Origin of the sequence: Sphingomonas sp. CFBP8993 (assembly GCF_034044895.1) — a bacterium.
Taxonomy (GTDB): Bacteria; Pseudomonadota; Alphaproteobacteria; order Sphingomonadales; family Sphingomonadaceae; genus Sphingomonas.
The window spans coordinates 19400-41737 of sequence record NZ_JAXCWU010000004.1 but is presented as its reverse complement, the minus strand read 5'-3'; the positions used below and the strand labels follow the sequence as shown (position 1 = coordinate 41737).

Annotated in this window: 17 protein-coding genes; 8 read left to right on the top strand and 9 right to left on the bottom strand. The window is 64.8% G+C overall.

The genetic code is table 11. The features are described 5' to 3' along the window. Positions 1–50: 50 nt before the first annotated feature. The 6 genes from dld to SOM26_RS09080 form a co-directional block, all read right to left on the bottom strand. Positions 51–1757: a D-lactate dehydrogenase gene (gene dld, locus SOM26_RS09105; RefSeq protein WP_320452411.1), complete on the bottom strand. Its 1707-nt coding sequence runs from the start codon at positions 1755–1757 to the stop codon at positions 51–53. Continuing rightward, positions 1754–2887 (bottom strand): FMN-dependent L-lactate dehydrogenase LldD, encoded by a 1134-nt coding sequence (lldD, locus tag SOM26_RS09100; RefSeq protein ID WP_320452410.1) that lies wholly within the window; start codon positions 2885–2887, stop codon positions 1754–1756. Before lldD ends, dld begins: the two co-directional genes overlap by 4 nt. Further along, positions 2884–3684 carry an FCD domain-containing protein gene (locus SOM26_RS09095; protein ID WP_320452409.1) on the bottom strand — a complete coding sequence of 267 codons (801 nt, stop codon included), beginning with the start codon at positions 3682–3684 and terminating at the stop codon, positions 2884–2886. Before SOM26_RS09095 ends, lldD begins: the two co-directional genes overlap by 4 nt. A 599-nt stretch (positions 3685–4283) precedes the next feature. Then, entirely contained in the window at positions 4284–5780 is a 1497-nt protein-coding gene (locus SOM26_RS09090; RefSeq protein WP_320452408.1) for a PepSY-associated TM helix domain-containing protein, read from the bottom strand. Next, a complete protein-coding gene (locus SOM26_RS09085; protein ID WP_320452407.1) occupies positions 5777–6340 on the bottom strand; it encodes a hypothetical protein in 564 nt (187 codons plus the stop codon). The genes SOM26_RS09090 and SOM26_RS09085 overlap by 4 nt, the downstream gene beginning before the upstream one ends. Beyond that, positions 6337–8622, bottom strand: coding sequence for a TonB-dependent receptor (locus tag SOM26_RS09080; protein WP_320452406.1), 2286 nt, complete (start codon positions 8620–8622; stop codon positions 6337–6339). Before SOM26_RS09080 ends, SOM26_RS09085 begins: the two co-directional genes overlap by 4 nt. Before the next feature lie 783 nt (positions 8623–9405). Here SOM26_RS09080 and SOM26_RS09075 point away from each other — a divergent pair. The 8 genes from SOM26_RS09075 (at position 9406) to SOM26_RS09040 (ending at position 18286) form a co-directional block, all read left to right on the top strand. Then, the gene (locus tag SOM26_RS09075; RefSeq protein WP_320452405.1) at positions 9406–9921 is read left to right on the top strand and encodes a sigma-70 family RNA polymerase sigma factor; all 516 of its coding nucleotides are present in this window, start codon (positions 9406–9408) and stop codon (positions 9919–9921) included. Between the two features lie 61 nt (positions 9922–9982). Beyond that, positions 9983–10903 (top strand): FecR family protein, encoded by a 921-nt coding sequence (locus tag SOM26_RS09070; RefSeq protein ID WP_320452404.1) that lies wholly within the window; start codon positions 9983–9985, stop codon positions 10901–10903. A 153-nt stretch (positions 10904–11056) separates the two neighbouring features. After that, a complete protein-coding gene (locus SOM26_RS09065; RefSeq protein WP_320452403.1) occupies positions 11057–14083 on the top strand; it encodes a TonB-dependent receptor in 3027 nt (1008 codons plus the stop codon). Positions 14084–14198: 115 nt separating this feature from the next. Next, a complete protein-coding gene (locus tag SOM26_RS09060) occupies positions 14199–14969 on the top strand; it encodes a Slam-dependent surface lipoprotein (RefSeq protein WP_320452402.1) in 771 nt (256 codons plus the stop codon). 61 nt (positions 14970–15030) lie between these two features. After that, positions 15031–16503 carry a surface lipoprotein assembly modifier gene (locus SOM26_RS09055; RefSeq protein WP_422663643.1) on the top strand — a complete coding sequence of 491 codons (1473 nt, stop codon included), beginning with the start codon at positions 15031–15033 and terminating at the stop codon, positions 16501–16503. After that, entirely contained in the window at positions 16493–17236 is a 744-nt protein-coding gene (locus SOM26_RS09050) for an energy transducer TonB (RefSeq protein ID WP_320452400.1), read from the top strand. Before SOM26_RS09055 ends, SOM26_RS09050 begins: the two co-directional genes overlap by 11 nt. Positions 17237–17310: 74 nt before the next feature. Further along, positions 17311–17892 (top strand): biliverdin-producing heme oxygenase, encoded by a 582-nt coding sequence (locus SOM26_RS09045; protein ID WP_320452399.1) that lies wholly within the window; start codon positions 17311–17313, stop codon positions 17890–17892. Beyond that, the gene (locus SOM26_RS09040) at positions 17876–18286 is read left to right on the top strand and encodes a YbaN family protein (RefSeq protein ID WP_320452398.1); all 411 of its coding nucleotides are present in this window, start codon (positions 17876–17878) and stop codon (positions 18284–18286) included. The genes SOM26_RS09045 and SOM26_RS09040 overlap by 17 nt, the downstream gene beginning before the upstream one ends. A gap of 158 nt (positions 18287–18444) precedes the next feature. Here the strand turns inward: SOM26_RS09040 and SOM26_RS09035 are convergent, their stop codons facing one another. The 3 genes from SOM26_RS09035 to SOM26_RS09025 are packed head-to-tail and all read right to left on the bottom strand — an operon-like array spanning position 18445 to position 21098. Continuing rightward, on the bottom strand, positions 18445–19152 hold the full coding sequence (locus SOM26_RS09035) for a phosphocholine cytidylyltransferase family protein (RefSeq protein WP_320452397.1): 708 nt from the start codon (positions 19150–19152) through the stop codon (positions 18445–18447). Next, complete coding sequence (locus tag SOM26_RS09030; protein ID WP_320452396.1) at positions 19149–20246, bottom strand: inositol-3-phosphate synthase; 1098 nt, start codon at positions 20244–20246, stop codon at positions 19149–19151. Before SOM26_RS09030 ends, SOM26_RS09035 begins: the two co-directional genes overlap by 4 nt. A 6-nt stretch (positions 20247–20252) precedes the next feature. Further along, positions 20253–21098 carry a CDP-alcohol phosphatidyltransferase family protein gene (locus tag SOM26_RS09025; protein WP_320452395.1) on the bottom strand — a complete coding sequence of 282 codons (846 nt, stop codon included), beginning with the start codon at positions 21096–21098 and terminating at the stop codon, positions 20253–20255. Positions 21099–22338 lie beyond the last annotated feature (1240 nt).

Genomic DNA, 22338 nt, shown 5'->3' with positions numbered 1-22338 from the left:
TGCGGTATCCAGCAGGCTGACGGCCTGTTCGAGGCGGGCAACTGTGATGATCAGGCCCCCCAATGGGGGCGCTTGGTCGTCTTGCCGATCCCGGGGTTCATGCAATTGCAGGGGTCGAGCGCGCGGTAATGCGCGGCCAGCGACGGTTTGGCGTGATAGAGATGACCGACATTATGCTCGGCCGGATATTCCGCGCCACGCGCATCGAGCAGCACCAGCATTGCCTCTTCCAGGGCGACGGGATCGTACCCCTTGGCCACGACATAATCCTGATGCAGCACATGGCAGAAGAAATGGCCGTAATAGAGCTTGCGCAGGATCTGCCCTTCGATCGCCGACGGCAATGTCTCGAACCAGTCGCGATCGTCCCGCCGCAGTGCGATGTCGAGCGCGACGATATCCTCGACCGTGTCGGAATGGATGTCGCGATAGCGGATCGCGGCCCCCGCAGCGGCGAAGCGGTGGAGAAAGGCCTTGGTGCCCTCGTCTGCGGTGCACTCGAATACCTCGCCGGTAGCACTCGGGAATTTCGCGGCCAGATAGGCGCGGGTCTCGGCAATGCCGTCTCCCGAGGTGCGCAGCATCAGATGATGCTCGAACCGGTGGCGATAGTCGATCATGCGCGCGGGCAAATGGCTGGGGAACAGGCGGGACGCGGCCTGCATGACCCGGTCGCTGAAATGCCGGGGCAGCACGCGCAGTCGGGTGGCCACGGCATCGACCCGTGCCTTCATGGCGAACAGCGCGGGCAGGCGGTCGGTCCCCAGATGGCGGATCGCGAGGAAGATATCCTTGCCATAGACCGCCGCGATGTCGAACGCGTCGCGGTGCATATATTCGGCGGACACGGGCAGGGTGGCGAACCCGCCCAGCATGTCGCGGCGCAGCTCCTCCAGCTCGGCGGGGTCGTTGGTGCCGATATAGAAGACCGCCGTGTCGGCCTCGCGCGCGAAGGTGTCGAGCCGGGCCGCGAGCAGCATCACCTTGCCCGCGCTGCCGGATGCTTCGAACAGCCGCCCCGGATCGGCGTTGAACCGCGCCGGGCTGGGGGCGTCGATCGCGCGGACATGCTCGGCATAGCGATGGTCGGAGGCGGCGCGGGACGGGTCGTGCGCGATGTCGGCGGCGGTGAAGTCGCCGCGCTCCACGCGGTCGAGGATGGTTTCGGGATCGTCGCCCAGCGCGATGCCGAGATGGTTGACCAGATGCAGCCGTCCCGCCGCATCGACCCGCGCGAACAGCGCCAGTTCCGTATAGGCCGGCCCGCGCCGGATCAGCGCGCCACCCGAATTATTGCAGATGCCGCCGAACACCGATGCGCCGATGCAGGACGATCCGATCACCGAATGCGGCTCGCGCCCGATCGGTGCCAGTGCGCGCTCCAGATCGTAGAGCGTCGTGCCGGGCAGGCAGATCACCTGCCGCCCCGCGTCGATCAGGTGCAATCCGGTGATCCGCATCGTGTTGATGATTACCACCGGCCGCCCGTAATCGTCACCGTCCGGCGTCGATCCGCCGGTCAGGCCGGTATTGGCCGCCTGCATGATGACCGCCGCGTGGGCTGCGATACAGGCCTGCAACACGCGCCATTGCTCGACCAGCGTGGCGGGGCGGACGACTGCGGCGACCGGGCCGTTGCCGAAGCGCATGCCGGTGCGGAAGCGCGCCGTGCGGGCCGGATCGGTCAGCACCTCGGCCGCGCCGACGATCGCGATCAGCGCGTCGATCAGCGTCGCATCCCGTGTCGGGGCGCTCATGCCGCCAACGCTCCCCGATCGAGGTCCGCGATCGACTTCGCCCCGGTCAGCGCCATCGCTACGCGCATTTCCGTGGCGAACAGCGTCAGCAGTTCGGCGACCCCGGCTTCGCCGCGCGCCGCCAGGGCATAGATGAAGGCGCGACCAATCATGACCGCATCCGCGCCCAGCGCGATCATCCGCACCACGTCCAGCCCCGAACGGATGCCTGAATCCGCAAGGATCTTCAGCGAGCCGCCGACCGCATCGGCGATGGCGGGCAGCGCACGGGCACTGGACAGCACGCCGTCGAGCTGGCGTCCGCCATGGTTCGACACGACGATGCCGTCCGCGCCGAACCGCACCGCGTCGCGCGCATCCTCAGGGTCCAGGATGCCCTTGATGACGATCGAGCCCTTCCAGAGGTCGCGTATCCATTCCAGGTCGCGCCACGCGATCGACGGATCGAAATTGGCGCCCAGCCAGCCGATATAGTCCTCCAGCGCGGTCGGCATGCCGCGATAGGCCGAGATATTGCCGAGATCATGCGGTCGCCCCCGCAGGCCGACGTCCCACGCCCAGCGCGGATGGGTCGCCGCCTGCACCATCCGGCGAAAGGCCGCGTTGGGACCCGACATGCCCGAATGCCGGTCGCGATAGCGCGACCCGGGCACCGGCATGTCGACCGTGAAGACCAACGTCTCGACGCCCGCCGCCTGCGCCCGCTCCAGCGCGTCGCGCATGAACCCGCGGTCCTTCAGCACGTAAAGCTGGAACCAGATCGGCGCGGACGATGCCGCTTGCACCTCGGCGATCGCGCAGACCGAGACGGTGGACAGGGTGAAGGGCACGCCCGCCGTCGCGGCGGCGCGCGCCGCCTGGACCTCGCCGCGTCTGGCATACATGCCGGTCAGGCCAACCGGCGCCAGCACGACCGGCATCGCCAGCGTCCGCCCGAACAATGCGGTATCGAGCTGCAACTCGGCCACATCGCGCAGCACCCGCTGGCGCAACGCGATGTCCGCCAGGTCCTCGACATTGCGACGCAGCGTATGCTCCGCATTGGCGCCGCCATCGATATAGTGGAACAGGAAAGGGGGCAGGCGACGCCGTGCGGCCTCGCGAAAGTCGGTGGGAGCAGAAATGATCACGCCCTTTGCTCCTGCTGTGCATGGAGGGAGGAATGCAGGGCCGAGGCGCGCGCCACGCGGGCCTGCTCCTCGTCGACGCGGCGGATCGTCGCCTCAATAAAGCCGATATGGTCGTCCGAAGCGTCGCGGGCGCTGTTCGCGTCGCCCGCCAGGATCGCCTCCATCAGGCGGCGATGCTGCTCCGCCAGCTGTTCGCGAGTGTCCGGCACCGTGTAGAGCTTGGCCAGGCTGTCGGAGATGCTGGCGCGCAGCAGCTCGAACATGCTCGACATCACCGCATAGAGCACGGCGTTGTGCGACGCTTGCGCGATCGACAGGTGGAAGGCGGCGTCCGCCTCCGCCTCGGCCATCGGATCGCCTCCCGCATGACTGGCCTGCATGGCGTCGAAGCTGCGCCGGATCCGGTCGTGATCCTCAGGCGATGCGCGCAACGCCGCCTGATAAGACGCCTGCCGCTCCAGCCCCATCCGCGTCTCCAGCACATCGCGCGCGTACCCCGCATCGGTCGCGAGCAACGGGGCGAGTGTCGTCGAAATGGTCGATTGCGCCCAATGTTCGGCGACCGGGGCGGCGATGACGCTGCCGCGCTTTCCGACCGACAATCGCCCCTGGGCGCTCAACCGCTGGATCGCCTCCCGCAAGCTCCCGCGCGAGGTGCCCAGCCGTTCGGCCAGCGCCCGTTCGGAGGGGAGTCGCTGGCCGGGAGCCAGTTGGTCTTCCGCGATCAACGCCTCGATCGCCTGGACGAGATGGTCGACGACTCCGCTGTTGTGGCGGGTCGGGGTATCAGGCTGCATCGGACAAGCCCGCGCCGGGGTTTCGCCATGAGGAAAAGGTCATGCTCGCTTTGGTCCAACCAATATTTCCAAGCTATACGAAGTGTACCACCATAATTCAATCGTAGCCATAGTAGCTTTCGCTTGTTTGAATAGTGTTGGTAGGACCAAGATATGCGAGCAGCATCGGGTGAGGTCGTAGCGAAAATCTCGGCTCCAAATTTTGAAAGCGGTGGACACGACGACCGATACGCCGGGGCTGAGGCGGCCCTGCCAACACGGCGCGCGCGACGGCCGAAGCCTGTCGGCGGATCAGGTGCGGCGCATGAAGGAGAACGGCAAGGAAAGCCTTGGAGCACCGCGCGAGGCCTCAATCCTCTTGGCGAGTTCGGTTGGCTTCACTGCCATCCTTGCTACGCGGGAATGCCTTGCGCGGTGCCTTGTCGCCGAATGTGGGACGCGGTTTCGGTGATCGAAGCGCATCGCTGCCGATCCCAAAACCCGACACGCGGACACCCGTGAACTCGCGGCGAACCGTGCATTGCATGCCGTGTCAGCCCCCGGTTGTGACACCGGGCATCAACTTGGGTGTAGAGGGCAGGGCGTGCAGCACCCTGCCGTTACCCGGCGGTCTGTCCTCCCCGCCGGTATTTGGTAGCCGGATGCCGGAACAACAGCCCGGCGCCTGCCAGCAGTGCAAGCTCCACGGCTATCCCCGACAAGCCCGGCTGGCGGGTGACCAGATAGACCAAGGCAAGCGCAAGAATGCTGATCGCGGCCAGATGGCGAACTCGCGCGGCTCCGTTCGACGCATCGAACCCTTTCGCGGCACCGGCGATGATCAGTGAGCCCGCCGTTATTGCCAACCAGACCCAGACCAGAAAGCCGCCTTGCGCGGGAGCGACCAATCCGGTGATCCCCGTCAGCGCCAAGGCCAGGGGTTGCCCCCATGTGACGCCGGCCCACAACCGTTCCCACAGCGGTACGGCGCGGCCCCGATCGCGACGCCGTGCGAGCCAGATCGTCACGCCGCTCGAGGTGACGATGCAGAGCGCCAGCCCCAGCAAGCCGTAGAGCAGCCGGACCGGCAGACCGCCGAACCATCCGAAATGAAGCTGGCCGATCCCACCCAGCATCCTTGTGCCGAGCGCCAGGTCGGCCGGATGCTGGTCCTTCACGACCCAGCCCCGCACCTCGAAGATCGTCATATCCTGCGGCACGAGCAGGCGATCACGTCGGGAGGTGACGGTGATGCGCGCGTCTGCATGTCCCGCACGCTCGATGATGATCTGTATGGGTTCGGCGCGACCGCTTCGATGGCTGGCCTGCGCCAGCAACGGCTCCAGCGGCGGCAGCGGTGCCGTCGTGGCGTTCGCGGCAGGCGGCGCTTCCGTGAACAGCCCGTAGACCTTGGCCGTGTCGCCCCGGTAGAGGAGCATTGCCAGAACGCCCACGATCAGCGTGCTGAGGCCGAGCAGCGCGCCGGTCAATGCGATGGCGACATGGAATGGCAGCGCCCATATGCCCAGGCGGTTGTGCATGTCCGCTTCCTGCAACCGTCGCGCGCCACCCCGTCGCAGGTGGAAGGCATCCTTGAAGATGCGCGGATGCGCAAGGATGCCCGAAATCAGCGAGGAGAGCAGCGCCACGCCGGTCAGCCCGACGATGAAACCGCCCCAGGCACGCGGCAGGTGCAGCGCGACATGCAGGTCCACAAGGAAGTCGGCAATGGGCGTTCGCCGCTCGGTCAGCGTGCCGTTCCGGTCCGCCGCCCATTCGCGGTGAAGCGCGGGCGTATAGGCGATGATGCTCGCCTCCGCCTCCTCCATCGAGGGCAGCGAGACGTATAGCGTGGCATGAGCCGGTCCGCTCGCCTGCGCGGATCGGACGGCCCGGTCGAGCGCGCCGGGGACGAGCATGGTGGTCGAGGGCGCATCGGGCTGTTCCCAGCGCGCTATGTCATGGGCGACGACGGCCAGCGTGCCCGTCAGGCAGACGAGATAGATGATCGCGGCGAAAGCCAAGCCGAGGATGCCGTGGCCGCTCAGCACCGCCCGCACGGTGCCCGGCGACAATGGCCAGCCTCGTGGCGCATCCTGTTTGCCGGCGTTTTTCATGCCAGGCCCCGCATTGCGGCCAGGGTGAAGCCCGCGACCGTTGTTCCCAGGAGAACGGCCAGCGAACGCAGGAGCCGCTGATCGGCGAGCGTCCAGGTCATGGCGAGCGCCCAGACGACCGGCATCAGCAGGCCGCCGACGATGATCCGGGTCCGCGGGTCGCCGGGTGCCCAGGTCGCGTAGCAGAAGGCGATCCCCATAGCCGCGGTCATGCCAAGCGGCCCGGCCAGCAGCGCCTTCAGCCAGCCGCGCCACCCTTTCGATGGTCCTTCGAGCGGTTCGGGCGCAAGGCTCGCGCTTCGCCCGGCACGCGCCGCGCGGACGGTTCGCCCCCGGACCACGACGATCAGCGCGGCCAGGCCGATCCCGGCCACGGCAATCGCGCTACCCTTGACCCATCCGACCCACACCGCATCGAGCAGGACGGTGGCGACGAGCACCGCCCAACCGCTTACGATCAGGCCGACACGCTCGCGCTGCCGATCCGCCCATGCGCGCCGCAACAGCGTGGCACTGGCCACTCCACCGATGACGGCGACGAGCGCGGCCAGGGCTGTCACAGATGCAGTTCCAGACCGGCACCGAATGTCTGCGGATCGCCGACGATGGCGCGGTTGCCGTCCGGGGTGCGGTACTGGAGGTAATCCTCGTCCAGCAGGTTCCGGGCAAAGGCGAATACCGTCCAGCGACCGGCGTCATAGCCCAGCCGCGCATTCACCACCGTGCGCGCCGAGACGCGCGACTGGCCCTGCGTGGTGCCGACATCGGTATAGACGCCGCTGCGATAATTGGCGTTGATGTTGCCCACGATGGCACCGGCACGACCGTTGATCCCGGCTGCCAGCGTCCAGCGGGGCGCATAGGGGAATTGCGATCCGGCCAGATTGACCGTGCTGGTCGAACCCGCGGGCAGATCGAAACGGTCATATTTGGTCCGGACATAGCCCGCCGAGGCATAGGCGTCGAACATGCGACTGAGGCGACCCTGCACCTCCAGCTCCCCGCCATAGAGGTGCGACTTGCCGGCGTTCACCGTATTATAGTCATAGGCGTTGAGGCCGAAAAAGGCGGTCGTCTGCTGGTCCTTCCAATCGACGTAGAAGATGTTGGCATTGACCGTCAGCCTGCCGCCCAACCAGCGCGAGCGCAGCGATCCCTCGTAATTCCAGCTATATTCCGGATCATAGGCGACCAGCGTCGCGCGCGCCGGATTCTGGCTCGACCCGCCGGAGCGATAGGCGCGCTGGACGGTAAAGGCGGTGGTCAGGTCAGGCGTCCACTCCATGCTGACGCCGGCCTTCGGCAGGAAGGCGTCGAAGCTGCGGGCGTTGCTGGCCCGCGCCGATGCCGCCTGCGCGACCAAGCCGAGCACGCCGCGATTGATCGCGGTCACCGCCAGGTTGAGCGGGGTGCCCGCTGCACCGAACGCACCCGGATTGGGCAATGTGCCGTTGAAGGTGGCGATCGTTTCCGCGCCGTAGCGATTGTCCTCATGATCGTAGCGAAAGCCAGCAAGCAGCGAGAGGCGATCGGTCACACGCAGGCGACCGTCACCAAACAGCGCGGCGTTCCTCACGAGCAAGGGCTGATCGGCGATGTAACGGACCGGTATCTGCGGCAGCGCGGTGGCATAGGCGGTTGCGATCTGCCGTGCGGCAGCGGCCGGGAAGCCGCCGCCTTGCAACAGTCCGACGATCGTGGTGACGGGCGTCGCGATGTTCAGGCGGTTGTTGGCGTCGAGCCCGCCGGAGCGCCGATAGGCCCAGGCGCCCAACACGCCGCTCAGCCGTTCGCCATCGTAATTGAGGCGCAGTTCCTGCGTCCAGGTCCGGTAACGGCTGTCGTTGCTGATGAACTGCACATCGGCGGCCGTGCCGTCCGCGTCGGTTTGCGCCAGGGTGGCCGTCCGATTGAACGAGGTGACGCTCGACAGGCGCAGGCGAGGGGCGATCTCGTAGCCGACATTCAGCACCGCGATGTCGGAGCGGACATGACCGCGATTGGGCTGGTCGCTGGTCGAGCGGCGGTGATCGTAGAAGTCGGGCGTGGTGATATTGGTATATTCGTAGAGGAAGCCGCCATCGCGCCGGACGCGATTATAGCTTGCCGTCACATCGAGACCGGGGAGCGCCTGCGGCGTCCAGTGGAGCTTGCCGCGCAGGTTCAGCGAGCGCAGGCTGTCGTCATACCCGCCCCGGGTCACGTTGCGGATGAGGCCACGGTCGGCCCGATGCTCGGCAGAGACGCGAATACCCAGCTCGTCGCGGATCAACGGACCGCCCGCTGCGGCTGAAAAGGTGCGGTCGTTGCGGTCCGTCCACAGAATACGACCATCGGCGCTGTAGTCGGTGACGGACGCATCGCGCGTGGTCAGCACGATCGCGCCGGCCAGCGCGTTCAAGCCCTGGATGGTGGATTGCGGCCCACGGAACACTTCAACCTGATCGATGTCCCAAAGGTCGGTGGGGCCGCCGAACAGCGCCTGACGGGGAATGGGTGCCCCGTCCACGTACACGGTCGCCGTGTCCGCATTGCCGCCGGCACCCACGCCCTGATTGTTGATCCCGCGAATGGTGAAACCGGAGGCGCCATAGGTTTCCGAGACATTGGCGGTGCGGTTGTAGATATCCTGGATCGTCAGGATATTCTCCTGCCGGATGCGCTCCGGCGTCGTGACCGCGACGCTGGTCGTGGTGTCCTGAAGCGTCCGGTTCGACTTCTCGCCGGTGACGATGATGTCGCCCGGTTGACCGTCTTGCGCGGCGGCAGTCGCCTGTTGCGCAAGGCTTGGTGTCGCAGCGACCAACGTGCCAGTGCAGAGCAGGTAAGCGATCAGTTTCATTATGGCCCCTCTTTTTCGAGGGGCTACAAACAACCATAATGCTAATCAATAGCAAAAATGTTAAGTGCGTTTTTGTAGGGTTCTCGCCGGCACTGGCGGCAGGACCGTCCGGTTGCGACACTGCAGGTGGGTCGGTTGAATGCGGCGGCTTTCAACCCTTTTCGGCTTTCAGGATGAGGTCGGCGCTATCGTAGGCGGCGGCAAGGGAGGTAAAGCCTTCCGCCATACAAGCATTCGATCCTGTCGAGCACGATCGAGCGGCTTTGTCCTGTTGCATCAAGGAGGTCGACAATCCCGGTCGCCGAATCGCGAACAAGGCCGCCAAAGCGGATCACATCCGCGCCTCCGTGCTCATCGGCTTTTATGCGACCGATGCGTACGCAACCGACTAAACTGAGCTGCCCGATCGGTTCGCCCGTAACCGGCCTGCGCATGGCCGCATCCCGGCCGTATCTATCTCGACAGTCGGCGTCGATAGCCACGTAGTGGATGGAGATACTGGCATCCACAACAGCGTGTCAGTTAATGAGATTGACTCGCAGTAACATGCGGAATAGCAGGCTCGGGCCCTGAATTCGGGGGCCGCGACGTATGTCACGCTAGAGGAAGCATGCAGGATCAGCGCATTAACGTTTCGGTCGTCTCGGCATCGCCTGTCGCCCATCGGCGTCGTCTGGGCGGGACGGATAATCCGAAGAGCGTGCTGATCGTCACGAAGCCGGGTCAGGGTGCGGGAGGGCGTTGGGCCTCCTTGGCTTGCTATGGAACACTTGGCGGCCGTTGATGCTGCGACCCGCTCGCCTTCTGGTTCTTTTCTCCAGTCAGCGCCGACGGCTCATCGCTGAGGCAGCGCGAATGACGGGGGATCGGGCGTCGGCGGAGGATGTGGTGCAGGAAGCCTGGATCCGCCTGTCGCAAAATGCAGCCGCCACCGACATCGTCGAGCCGGTCGGCTATATGCGCCGGATCGTGCGCAATCTGGCGCTGGACGAATATCGCCAGCGGCAACGGCGCGAAACGGTGTTGGCATGCGAGGTCGGCGACGATCCGGACCTGCCAGGGCCCTATGCCGAAGATGCCGACCGTGCCTTGATGGCAAGGCAGGAACTGGCCCTGGTCGCGGCGGAATTGGCCCGGATGCCGCCACGGATGCGCCGCGCCGTCGAGCTTCATCGCCTATCCGGCGCACCCCTGCGCGAGATTGCTGCGGAATTGGGCGTTTCGGTCACCACCGCTCACACTTTGGTGAGCGAAGGGGTCGAGCGTTGCCGCAAATGCCTCCGATCGAACCGACACTGACGAACAAGCTGAAAAATGCCTATTCCCGTTCGTCCCTATTCCACGAAGGAAAGGCGGCGGGATGAATGACGGCGACGACTGTCGACGCGAAGCGGCGGACTGGATGATCCTGTTGCAGGAGCGGCCCGACGATGATGCGGTGCAGGCGGAATTCGAACGATGGCGACGGGAGCCGGCCTGTGACGCGGCCTGGCGGGAGCTTGATCATGTTCGAGACCTGATCCGGCAGGCCGGCGCGTTGGCGTCTGCGCGACCGATCGGGTTCGCCCGACGACGGGCGACCATCCTGCCCGCAGCGATCGCGGCCTGTTTCGCCGGGCTGTTCGCCGGATGGGCTTTCCTGCCGCTGGTCTTCGCGGACGTGACCACGGGAACTGGCCAGATGCGGGTCCTGCGCCTCGCCGATGGCAGCCGCGTGACCTTGGCTCCGCGTAGCGCGATCGCGCTCGACGGACCGTCCCGCCAGGTACGACTGCTGTCCGGCACCGCCTTTTTCCAGGTGCGGCACGACGCGGCTCATCCATTCCGGGTGCTGGCGGGAGAGGCGGAAGCGACCGATCTTGGCACCGCCTTCGAAGTGCGACGCGACGATGACGGGCTGCGCATCGCCGTGCGGGAGGGGGGCGTGCGCGCCGCGTGTCGCGACGGCGTCATCGCCCCCATCGATCTAAGGCCTGGCGACATGACAGCGCTCGACTGTGCGGCTGGCCGCTACCGGTCATCGACCTCGGCACCCTCTGCCATGGCGAGTTGGACACAAGGGCAATTGATCGTCACCGATCGACCGCTGCGCGACGTAGTAGCGGCCTTGCGCCCCTGGCACCGCGGGCTGCTGATGGCGCGCGGGGCGGGGATGGCCCGACATGTGACAGGCGTTTATGACCTGCGCCATACCGATCAGGCACTGACGGCGATGCGCCGGGCGCATGGGGCCACGGTGCGACAAATCACCCCGTGGATCACCATCGTCACCGCCGACTGAGCGGACTTTTCCCACCCAAGCTCAAAAAAGTTCCGAAAAACCTCGAAGCGTCATCGTCTACCTTAAGAATGCGAACGAAACGCAATAGCAATATTGGTTTGCCAATCGGGGGTACAGGTGACGAAGGGGTATAAGACATTTCGCGGGAAGCAGATGGGGTGGGCGCTGTTACTGACCGCCTCGACGTTTCCGATGTTGGCGATGCCGCTTGCGGCGCAGGCGCAGCAGGTGACCGTCAGCGTGAACATACCGGCGCAGTCGCTGGGCGACGCGCTGGCCCAGTTCGCGCAGCAGGCGCATCTTCAACTTGGGGTCGACGCCACCCTGGTCGCGGGGTTGCGGTCGGGCGGCGTGGCCGGGCGGATGGATCGCGCGGTCGCGCTGGACCGCCTGCTGGCAGGATCGGGGCTTCAATGGCGGCTGGCGGGCGGCGTGCTGACCCTGCAAAAGCAGCCCGCGCGCGCCACGGCGACCAAAGCGCCGCTCGTCACCGACGCCTTGCAGGTGGACGGCGAGGATGCCCCGCATGATGTCGCCAAGACGCGCGCCGAGCGCGGCCATGACGCGGTCTTCGACGCCGATTTCGCCAGCGGTTACAAGGATCGCGCCGAGATCGAACGGTACAAGGGCGTCACGGCGTCCGACCTGTTGACCGGCCTGGTCAACGTCCTCAGCGGCGATGCCCGCAACAGCGGCGCGCTGGACCCGAGCATTCGCGGCATCCAGGGGCCCGGTCGCGTGCCGGTGGTGATCGACGGGACCGAACAGGCGCTGACCGTCTGGCGCGGCTATAACGGCGCCAGCAACCGCGCCTATGTCGATCCCAACCTGATCTCCGGGCTCCAAGTGCTGCGAGGCCCTACCGATCAGGGCAATATCCGTAGTTCGACGGGCGGCACGGTCGTCATCAACACGCTTGACGCCGACGACGTGCTGCGGCCCGGCCGGACCTTCGGCCTCGACGTCCGGCTGGAGGGCGGCAACAATTCGACGGCTCCGCGTCTGCCGACGCTGCTGACGGGGCGCGACTATCGCACCGTGCCGGGCTTCCAGCAAAACTCGCCCAGCTTCGCGCTGAACGATCCCTCATTGGTGGTCGTGCCGCGAACCAGGGACGACAATCATGTCTTCTCGCTGGGTGATCGCGCGGTGCGGGTCGCCGGGGCGCTTCGGATCGAGGGGCTCGATCTGTTCGGCGCCTATGCCTTTCGGGAGCGGGGCGATTATTTTTCCGGCACGTCCGCGCCGGGATATTATGAGCAGACGCAGCTTCCCGCTCGCAACCTGAACCGCATCCGCCGCATGGCGCTGGCCTTCGCGCCGGGCAACGAGGTGCCCAACACCTCCAGCGACCTGGAATCGGTGCTGCTGAAGGCGACCTGGCACATCGCCGACGACCAGTATCTGCTGGTCAGCTTGCGCGACAGCGTGACGCGATACGGAGAGATCATGCCGTCGCGCATCCCCATCGACAAAGGCAATGTCCAATGGCCGCTCAGCAAGGTGCATGCCCGCGCCTATAATGGGGAATATAAGTGGCAGCCGGACAGCCGCTGGATCGACCTGAAGGCCAATCTCTGGGCCACCGATACCAAGAGCGACACCTATAATTCGGGCGGCATGCCGAATTTCGCGACCTTTGCCGATCCGATCCTCGTCGACAATGCCCGCGCCAATGCGATCAACAACCGCTATGGCCTGAACGCCAGCAACAGAATGCGGTTCGGCTCGACCTTCGACCTGACGCTGAGTGGCAATTGGCAGCATGAAAAGCTGGCGTCGCGCGACATCTATGATTCAGCGCGCTTCCAGGGGTGGCGTCAATTCCCGCGCGCAGGGCGGCGCGAGGAATTCCTCGTCCGGCTCGACGGTGAGTGGAGGCCCGCCAGCTTCCTGAAGCTGAACGCGGGACTGAGCTATGCCGGATACTGGGCGGTGGACGATTTTGCGCGGAGCCAGATCGCCAAGGGAAATGCCAACCTAAATTCGACTATGTTTCGTGGATATGAATCATTCTTCAATGTCAGCGGTACGGGCGCCGATATTGCCAAGCGATACTGGCGCAGCTTGTTGACCGATGTCGATCCGAAAGAGGTCGATGCACTGATTGCCGAGTTGTTGCCTGAATACCTGGCCAACCCCTACAATATTTCTTTCGAGGAGAAGGGGCCGACATGGCGTCCAGATGCGCAGGGGCGTTACAGCCGCGCGGGCAATCCCTGCCTCAACGGGGCGATCAACAGCATCGCGGGTAACGACGGAAGCTGTCGTCTGTCGGACATCGTTGAGACCGTTCCGATCACGGCACCGCGCCGGTCGGCCCACCATTGGGCTCCCAGTCTCTCCGCCACCGTCTATGCCGACGAACAGACGCGCGCCTACGCCCGCTATATCGAGACGTGGCGCTTCCCGAGCATGTTCGAGAGCACGCTGGGCTTCTCGTCGTCGTTCAACCCCGGCGTGCCGCTGCGGCCTGAACATGCCAGGCTCTATGAGGTCGGGCTGGTCCGCGACCTGCGCAGTCTGTTGCACCTGACGCAGGCGGATCAGCGTGCCGACCTCAAGCTGACCTTCTACCGCAACCACATCACCGATGTGGTCGAACGATCCACCAATCTCCAGTTCAGCAATGTCCAGGAACAGACGATCGCCGGGATCGAGGCGGAGGCGCGGATCGACACCGGCGGCTTCTACACCCAGCTTGGCGCGGCCTTCATGACCACCAACCGGGTCTGCGACGAAAGCGCAGCCGCCCTGGCCGATCGCAAGAATGGCAGCATCCCCAATTGCGTCAAATATGGTTTCCCGGACGGCTTTCTGCTGACCCAGGCGACCCCCGAACAGACGGTCAACTGGACGATGGGCGGACGCTTCTTCGACAAGCGGCTCGAGATCGGCGGGCGGTTGACCTACTACAGCCGCTACAACAATCCGCTGTTCGAGAAGATCGCGAACCTGCCGCGCGAGGAGCAGCTCGACGTCTATTCGCTCAATGTGCCGTTCAGCTGGGGCGAGATCGTCACGGCCGACGCCTATGTGCGATACCGGTTCGACAATCGCTTCTCGGCCGAGCTGGTCGGGACCAACCTCAACGATCGTTATTATGCGGATCCGCTGACCCGTTCGCTGATGCCAGCCCCCGGGCGCACCGTTCGGCTGAGCCTGACGGGCCGCTTCTGATGACCCCGGAATTCGACCCCGCCGTCATGATCCTTCCTGAAAGCCGGACATGGATGGCGGGGCCGGATCGATGCGCCCGAAGCAATCGGGCGCACACAACCGCAGGAGTAATAGCATGACCTCCATCACGATGAAGACCATCCTTCTCGCCGGCCTCGCCACGGTCCTGACCGCCGGCACGGCTCAGGCCCAATTCGCCGGCGGGTCGAGCGACACCAGCAAGGTGACGGTGGGCGCCAGCGACGTGAACGGCGGCCCCCATGTGGCGGGGCGTGCCGGGATCGGGGTGCCGGGCACCAACGGACGGCGCGTCGATTTCCAGGGACTGAGCCTTTATGCGGCCCCCGATCTCAACGGCGTGCGCCATCTCAACATGGCGAGCAGCAACACCCAGGATCATAGCAGCTATGGCGACTTCCGTTTCGCGCGGGTCGGCTCGGCGGATCTGTGGTTCGGCGAGTGGTCGCAGACCGGCAATGCGACGGCGGGCGATCACACCGTCTATTATGTCGGCAACACCAGCGGCACGACCATGCCGACCAGCGGCACCGCGACCTATACGGTCAAGGGGATCAGCGATTACGGCAATACGGGCGCGCTGACCGGCACGCTCACCGCCAATTTCGGATCGGGCACGTCCGGTACGCTGCGCGGCAGCCTGGCGAACACCGCGACCGGCGCGGGTGTCGATATCGGCACGGCCCGCATCATCGGGACCAGCTTCACGGGCAACGGGGCCGTCGCGACCCGATCGGGAACCGCCGTCGCATCGGGCGGCGCGGTGAGCGGTCGGTTCTTCGGCGCCAATGCCGCGGCGCTGGCCGGGACCGTCAAGTTCGACGGTGCGCGTCAGCATGACACCGCGTTCGGCGGCACGAAGAACTGACGCCGAAGGGCCGGGGCTCTCGTCTCTCCCTTGCGGGAGCCCCGGTTCCGTGCCGATCGTGATGCGCAACGCCACCCTTCCTCTTCTTGCCATATTGGGCTCGCTCGTGCTGGCTCCGCCCGTCGCCGCACAGAGCGCGCGGAGCGACGATAATCGCCTGCGTCTCGATCCCGGTATCGATCGCCGGACCACGCCGCAGGAACGTGCGGCGATCGAGCATACCGAACCGGTCGACCGCATCACCATCGACGGACAGGTCTATACGGTCGGCAACACCCCTGACGATCTGGGCCGGGCGCTGTATCTGTCGGTCGCGCGCAAGAACTGGTCCGATGTCCGCCGCTTCCTGCCGCGTTACCGGACGCTGACCGGACATGATCCGATGCTCGTCGCCTGGGCGCGCGGTGGCCTGGCGCGCAGCGAGGGGCGGCTGGTCGAGGCGGAGCGGCAATATCGCGCCCTGCTGGCGATCCAGCCCGACTTCCTGCCAGCCCGCCTGGAACTCGGCCGCGTGTTGTTCGAGAACCGCAAGGATCGCGAGGCGAAGCGCCTGTTTGCGGCAATCCGCCAGGAACTGGTCAGCCAAGGCGAACGGGCCGCCGGGGTCCGCCGGACGGTCGACACTTTCCTGACCGTGCTTAAGCGCCGCGACGGATGGCAGGGCATGATCGCAGCCGGGCCGGGTTACAGCAGCAACCTCAATCAGACATCCGCCAGCCAGACCTGTCTGTTGATCGGCGCGGACGGCGTTTGCCTGATCGACCGCACACTGCCGCCTGCGATCGCCTCGGTGGGCCTCAATATCGAGGGGAGCCTCAGTCGCCGGGTCGCGCTCAAGGGGCAGGGGGGATTGCTCGCCCGAGCCTTTGTCTACGGAGACATCTGGCCGGGGCACGGCGCTTTCGATCAGGCGACCCTGACCGCACAGATCGGATATGATCACCAGACCGCCAGGCGCAGCCTGACCCTGTCGCCTACCATCGACGTGGCAGGACTGGGCAGCCGGTTGCTCTATACCGCGCCGGGCCTGCGTGCCGAGGCGATGGTCACGCCGACGCCAGCGACCGCGCTGCGGCTGGAGATCGCGCGCCGGGTGTTCGATTATCGGCGTGGCTTCGGCGACCTCGACGGTGCGCTGTCCGAAGCGACCCTGACCGGCTGGTGGTCGCGCCCGCGCGGCTGGACGCTGTTCGGCGGTGTCGAGGCGGGCGACAAGCGCGCGCCGGAGCGTGCCAACGCCTATCGCTATGTCGGTGCGCGGCTGGGGGTTGTGCACGGCTTTGCCGACTGGGCCGAGCTGACCCTGATCGGATCGGTCCGCCAGCGTGATTACCGCAGCTACAGCGCACTGCTGGACGCCGTCCGCCACGATCGCGAGGTGAACCTGACCGCGGTGCTGCGCCTGCCCAAGCTGTATCTCGCCGGGCTGACGCCCAACATCCTTCTTCAGCACAATCGGGTGATGAGTAATGTCGACTGGCTCTACTCCTTTCGTCGCACGGCTGCGAGCATCAGGCTGGAACATGCCTTTTGACGAACCCCTCCCGGGCTATCGCCAGCCTACGCAAGCGCGTGCGTTCGGGATGGCGGCGCTGGTGGCGAGTGGATTGCTCGGCGTGCTGCTGCTCAGCATCCGGTTGATTCCGCCGCCGACCCCGGCCATCGACGCTGGGCCCATGGCGGTGTTCGTCGTGGAGTCGATCCCGCTCGACCAGCCGCAACTCGAACAGCCTCGGCTCGATAAGCCGAAGCCATCGGACCATGTTCCGCCATCCGCCGATCCCAGACCGCCCTTTCCGACGGCAGAACCGCCGTCACAATCGGTGGCCTCGGTCGTCCCCACAACCTCCGTCCCGTCATCGGTCGCGGTGCCCTCCACCGCGCCGCCTGCCCAATCGGTGCAGGAAGTCGCGCTTCCACCATCGGCTCTATCCGGCACGAAGTCGGCCGAAAACCCTGCGGCGACCACTCCCGCCGCTGCGGCGGACTGGCGCGCACGGCTGCTCGGTCATCTCAAACGCTATCGCCGATATCCGCGTCAGGCGGAGGCCACGCGACAACAGGGCGTCGCGCGGGTTGCCATCACCCTGAGTCGATCGGGCGAGGTGATCGCGGTCGAACTTGTCCATGGCACCGGATATCCGCTGCTCGACATGGAGGCACGGAACACGGTGCGCCGCGCCGCGCCCTTGCCCGCCGTCGATGACGCCGTTCCCGGCGATCCGGTCACCGTCGAGGTGCCGATCGAATTCGCCCTGCGCCGCTGATCCTTTCCCTTCGTTCCAGGAACATCGCCATGAACTCGCTTGCTTCACCAGCCCATTCCAGCATCCCGGCGACCATGCCCGCCCGCCCGACCTCCCGCTCCCAGCGGCTGATGCAGGCCACGCGAAGCGCGCATGACGGGCTCGATAACCGGATCATCTCGGCCGAGCCCTTCCAAGACCGCGATCACTATGTCCGGCTGTTGGAGATGCAGTATCGTTTTCACCGCGCCATCCACGAGCTCTACGGCAAGGCGCTGCCCCTCCCGCCAGCGCTGGACCTGCCCGGAAGGGGGCGGCTGGATCGGGTGCGGCAGGATCTGGCGGATCTCGGTCGGTCGCCGCCGGATGACCTCCCTCTGCCGTTCAACGCGGCCCGGATGGATCCCGCCACGACGATCGGATGGTTGTGGGTCGCCGAGGGATCGACACTGGGCGCGGCTTCGCTGTTGAAGCGCGCAGGGGCATTGGGTCTCGACGAAACATTCGGAGCCCGTCATCTGGCCGGGCATCCGGACGGACGCGCCAAATCCTGGAAGAGTTTTACGGCGGCCGTGGATGCGCTGGACCTGGATCAGGTGGACGATGCGCTGATGCTCAACGGTGCGCGCGACGCCTTCCTCTACGTTCGGACACTCGCCGATGACAGCTTTGCGTGATGCTTGGCGGGGGAGCCGTGTCAGGCGGACGATACGACTCGGTTGGCTGTTGCTGGGGCTATTCTGCGTCGGGCTGGGGATCGTCGGCGCGTTGCTGCCGCTGATGCCCACCACGATCTTCCTCATCCTGGCGGCGGGATGCTTCGCCCGCTCGTCACCCCGTCTCGAGGCGCGGTTGCTGAGCCATCCTCGTTTCGGGCCGACGCTTCGTGCGTGGCGGCGCGACGGTGCCATGGGCCGCCGGGCCAAGGGAATGGCCTATGGCGGCATGGTGATCGGCTATGCCGTCTTCGTCCTGACCGCGCATCCCACTGCCATGGCCTGCATCATAGTCGCCGTCGTCTTTGGCGGCTGTGCACTGTACATCTGGACACGGCCGACGGCTATGCTCTGAAATGGCCGAAGTGGCGTATGCAGATGGGTATAACGCCACTAAGGGGCCGCTGAGCCGACCCCTTCAAGATCGGCATGCAGCGTGTGTGTCGGCGCTTGCGTTAGACAGGGAGGGGACCGCCAAGCCGCTGTCCGCTTGGGCGTTAAGCGCCACCTGCGCTACGACGACTTGGAGGTGAGCCAGTTTTCTGCAATGAGCCATGCCCGTTCATCGTCCACATCGATCCATCCCAGATCGCTGCAATCGCGGATGCCGGCGGCCCGGTCGGATGCCAGGCACCGCATCCCCTCGGTAAGAGAGGGCTTTTCCAATCCGCGCAGTGCGTCGAAGAGGCCCTGGCCGACCGCGAAGACGCCCGTATCGAAGCAATCATAGAGGGCCAGGCCCTTGCCGATGCCGACCACGCGGTCGCCGTCCGTCCGAACGCACGTCACATCCTCAAGATCGATCCAATCGCTATCGATCCGACGGTCGATACCGAGCGACGCACCGCCGCCCGTATCCGCACCGGCCATTCGCCGATAGAATTCCGGTTCGACCAGATGGTCGCACATCGCAAGGATCGCCTCCTCACCGCACAGCATAGGTTCCGCTGCGAGCAACGACGAACCGTTGGGATCGCGATGATCTTTTACCCGGACCGTTTCGACTTTGATCGGCCAGTCTTGCGCCGCGACATAGGCTTCGATCGTCTCTGCCTCATAGCCGACTACCACGACCGTTCGGGCCAGCCCCGCCTGCGCCATGCCGAACACGGCATGGGCAAGCAGTGTCCGCCCGGCCACCAGGCAGAGCGGCTTGAGCGGGGCGACAGCGCGAAGGCGGGAGCCTTCGCCTGCCGCAAGAACGATACCGGTTTCGATCATTCCGCCGCTACGGCAATGAACTCGTCGACCGCCTGCGCTGCAAGGTCATCGGTCATCTGGATCCGCGGATGCTTGCAGAAATACGCCGACGCAGCGTCGATCGGCCCCGCCAGACCGCGATCCTTCGCCAACTTGGCACACCGGATCATATCGATGGCGACGCCCGCACTGTTGGGGCTGTCCTCGACGGACAGGCGCAACTCAAGGTTCATCGGCACACCGCCGAACATCGTCCCCTCCATGCGCAGGAAGCAGATCTTGTTGTCATTCTGCCAGGGCACATAGTCGGACGGGCCGATATGAACATTGTCGTCATGCAGCCGCTCCGCAGCGACCGACTGCACCGCCTCGGTCTTCGAGATTTTCTTGGAGGCGAGGCGGCGATGGTTGGACATGTTGAGGAAGTCGGTGTTGCCGCCGGTGTTCAGCTGATAGGTCCGTTCCAGCTTGACGCCCCGCTTGGCGAACAGATCGGTCAGCACGCGATGAACGATGGTGGCACCGAGCTGCGCCTTGATGTCGTCGCCGATGATCGGCACGCCAGCCTTGGTGAAGCGTTCCGCCCATACGGGGTCACTTGCGATGAACACGGGAATATTGTTCACGAACGCCACACCCGCCTCGAGCGCGCATTCGGCGTAGAACTCGCTGGCGGCCTGCGAACCCACCGGCAGATAGTTCATCAGCACATCGGCCTTGGTCTCGCGCAGGGCGGCGACCACTTCCGCTTTGGACGCCTCCTTCTCATTCGCGATCAGGAATGTCCGATGATCGTCATAATCCGACATATGTTCGGCGACGCCGTCAAGGATATGCCCCATCTGGACCTTGGTCCCCGTGGGAGGAACGGCTTCGCAAAAGACGGTGGTGCAATTGGGCTTGGCGAAAATCGCCTCTGATACGTCCTTGCCGACTTTTCGCTGATCGATATCCCAAGCCGCGACGACGCGGATATCATTCGGCTTGTAACCGCCCAGGTCCGAATGCATGAGCCCGACTGTCTCATTTGCACCCTCGCGATAATAGGAAAGCCCCTGCACCAGAGAGCTGGCACAGTTTCCTACCCCGATGATGGCGATATTTATGGCCGGCATTGCTGTTTAATTCCTTTTATTTTCTGGAAAAGAATTTGCCGGCACTGTTAGTCTGTTTTCGACAGTGCGGTGCTGGAAAAGTCCGAGGATGAGAACGATGTTCAGCGGAATGAGCTCAAACCACCAGAACAGGCGCGGATTGCCGAAAAAACAGGCAAGAAAAATGGCATAGACCCGCACATTGGCGGACAACAGGCTCATCAGCCGCATGGGCCTGACGGCCATGGCGGCATATCTTGTCGCAAGTTCAGAGGGAGCCCGGTGCTGCCCCAGCGCGTGATCGAACCGCGCGGCAACGCGATCCAACAGTCCCCAGCAATGATCGTAGAGTTGGACAAGCGGATTGCGGCTGGGGGCAGGGCGGGCGATCGTCGCCACCGCATTGCGACGACGGTGAAAGCGGGCTCGCTCGCTCTCGTACATATTGGATTGGACCATATGTGCGACGCCTGCGGCCACCGCCAGTGCCCAACCTTCCAATGTGCCGATGGAGAAGGCCAGCGAGACATAGATCAGGATGAAAACGCCGTGGTCGCACAACCCGTCCAGCGCGCGTCCCAGCGGACTGGCGGTGCCTGTGGCCCGCGCGATCATCCCATCCAAGCCGTCGGCGACAAGCCAGCAGACCGACAGCAGCGAGCCGACAAAGCTGAATGGCCACATTTCCCACTGGGTATAGGCCAGCGCCGCCGACGTGCCCAAAGCCAGCCCCGCCAGGGAAACGGCATTGGCGGAGATTCCGCGCTCGATGAACCAGGGCAGAAGAAAGCGTGCCGCTGGATGGATAATCCAGAGATTTGTCGGATCTTCTATTCGACGGTCCCGTGACGTGTCGGGGATGGTGGGTGTCATTAAATCGTAATGTATGAGCTAAGGTGGCAGACTTGCAAGCGATTTGCAGCGAGCCAGTCACGCGGCCGAACAGGCCGGTCGATGCGGTTGCCTGTCAGGACAGACCCAGCCCGTCGAACGGCGTTTCGCTCACCGCGATACGAACGCATTTGACAGGCAGCCATCGGATGGTGGCGGCCAGAATGACCATGGCGAGATAGTTGCGGACGATTTTTCTCGAAGCGTATGGCGACGCGGCGGAATGGCTTTGGTCGGGAGGAGCAGAACTCGACAGGTGGTGCTCGAAACAGAGCTGGCGTTCGAAGGTGTTTCTGCTGGCCCGCTGGGGCGTGTTGGGAACGAAGGCGAGGCGATGACGGTGCGCGAGTGTACGGCGTCATAGGCACCATCGGCGAGCAGGAGCTGAGCGGCTAGGCTGTCCCGGCTCTTGCCGCTTGGCTTGGACAGCATCAATCTGACCGGCGATTACGTCTAGTCTGATCGCCTCGATCGCGACGCCAATGGCTTCATGCCGCTGCTTGTCAAACCGCTGCCGTGGATCTGTGTCCGAACAATGCACAGGGGCCTCGGTGAGTGTGACCGGGCGGATGGCGGGGGCGCTGTCGGCCCAGCTCATCGGGGCGATCGCAACCGAACGGCGGAAATGCCTCCGCCCTTCGCATCTGCGATGTGATAGGTCAGGTACCAGAGACCCTTGATCTCCATCGCGCCCGCATGGGAGGTGGTTGAGGGGACTGGGCGCAGCACCACCCCGGGATAGCTCCACGGCCCCATCGGCGTGGGCGCCGATGGACGACCTCATGCGAATCGTCTGCGCGTCCATATTTTCCGCAGTCGTCCGCGCCAGGCGGCGCATCGGAGCGTCGCGATCCCGTCAGGAAGGCGGGGTGCCAATACGGCTAATCCGAATTCGCGTAAGGCACTAAAAATACGAAACATTCATCGATGCTTGCCGCAAGTATTACCAATGCGGACAGGGCATACCAATTTGCCGATCGACCAGTAAAAAATAGTGACTTCATATTTATTTAATCGATGCGGAAAACGTCTATCCATCAGACAAGCTAATGAAATGAAATAATAATCGCGCATTGGTTGGGGCAACGAACATGGTGGCCATTGGTAGGATACCATTGAAAGCCCCCGATCCTTCTGCAAGCATGACCCCCGGTGATGACGGCGCAGAATTTGGGTCCTGCTATTCCAGGCCGGGCTGAAAGCAACGCCGTCATTGCCGGGT

What these genes read in the sequence shown, in the direction of transcription:
- SOM26_RS09050 (WP_320452400.1), top strand. Translation starts at nt 16,493, where the DNA reads ATGCCTTTTGACGAACCCCTCCCGGGCTATCGCCAGCCTACGCAAGCG.
- dld (WP_320452411.1), bottom strand. Translation starts at nt 1,757, where the DNA reads ATGAGCGCCCCGACACGGGATGCGACGCTGATCGACGCGCTGATCGCG.
- SOM26_RS09055 (WP_422663643.1), top strand. Translation starts at nt 15,031, where the DNA reads ATGCGCAACGCCACCCTTCCTCTTCTTGCCATATTGGGCTCGCTCGTG.
- SOM26_RS09030 (WP_320452396.1), bottom strand. Translation starts at nt 20,246, where the DNA reads ATGCCGGCCATAAATATCGCCATCATCGGGGTAGGAAACTGTGCCAGC.
- SOM26_RS09060 (WP_320452402.1), top strand. Translation starts at nt 14,199, where the DNA reads ATGACCTCCATCACGATGAAGACCATCCTTCTCGCCGGCCTCGCCACG.
- SOM26_RS09090 (WP_320452408.1), bottom strand. Translation starts at nt 5,780, where the DNA reads ATGAAAAACGCCGGCAAACAGGATGCGCCACGAGGCTGGCCATTGTCG.
- SOM26_RS09045 (WP_320452399.1), top strand. Translation starts at nt 17,311, where the DNA reads ATGCCCGCCCGCCCGACCTCCCGCTCCCAGCGGCTGATGCAGGCCACG.
- SOM26_RS09095 (WP_320452409.1), bottom strand. Translation starts at nt 3,684, where the DNA reads ATGCAGCCTGATACCCCGACCCGCCACAACAGCGGAGTCGTCGACCAT.
- SOM26_RS09070 (WP_320452404.1), top strand. Translation starts at nt 9,983, where the DNA reads ATGAATGACGGCGACGACTGTCGACGCGAAGCGGCGGACTGGATGATC.
- SOM26_RS09040 (WP_320452398.1), top strand. Translation starts at nt 17,876, where the DNA reads ATGACAGCTTTGCGTGATGCTTGGCGGGGGAGCCGTGTCAGGCGGACG.
- SOM26_RS09075 (WP_320452405.1), top strand. Translation starts at nt 9,406, where the DNA reads ATGCTGCGACCCGCTCGCCTTCTGGTTCTTTTCTCCAGTCAGCGCCGA.
- SOM26_RS09025 (WP_320452395.1), bottom strand. Translation starts at nt 21,098, where the DNA reads ATGACACCCACCATCCCCGACACGTCACGGGACCGTCGAATAGAAGAT.
- SOM26_RS09035 (WP_320452397.1), bottom strand. Translation starts at nt 19,152, where the DNA reads ATGATCGAAACCGGTATCGTTCTTGCGGCAGGCGAAGGCTCCCGCCTT.
- SOM26_RS09065 (WP_320452403.1), top strand. Translation starts at nt 11,057, where the DNA reads ATGGGGTGGGCGCTGTTACTGACCGCCTCGACGTTTCCGATGTTGGCG.
- SOM26_RS09080 (WP_320452406.1), bottom strand. Translation starts at nt 8,622, where the DNA reads ATGAAACTGATCGCTTACCTGCTCTGCACTGGCACGTTGGTCGCTGCG.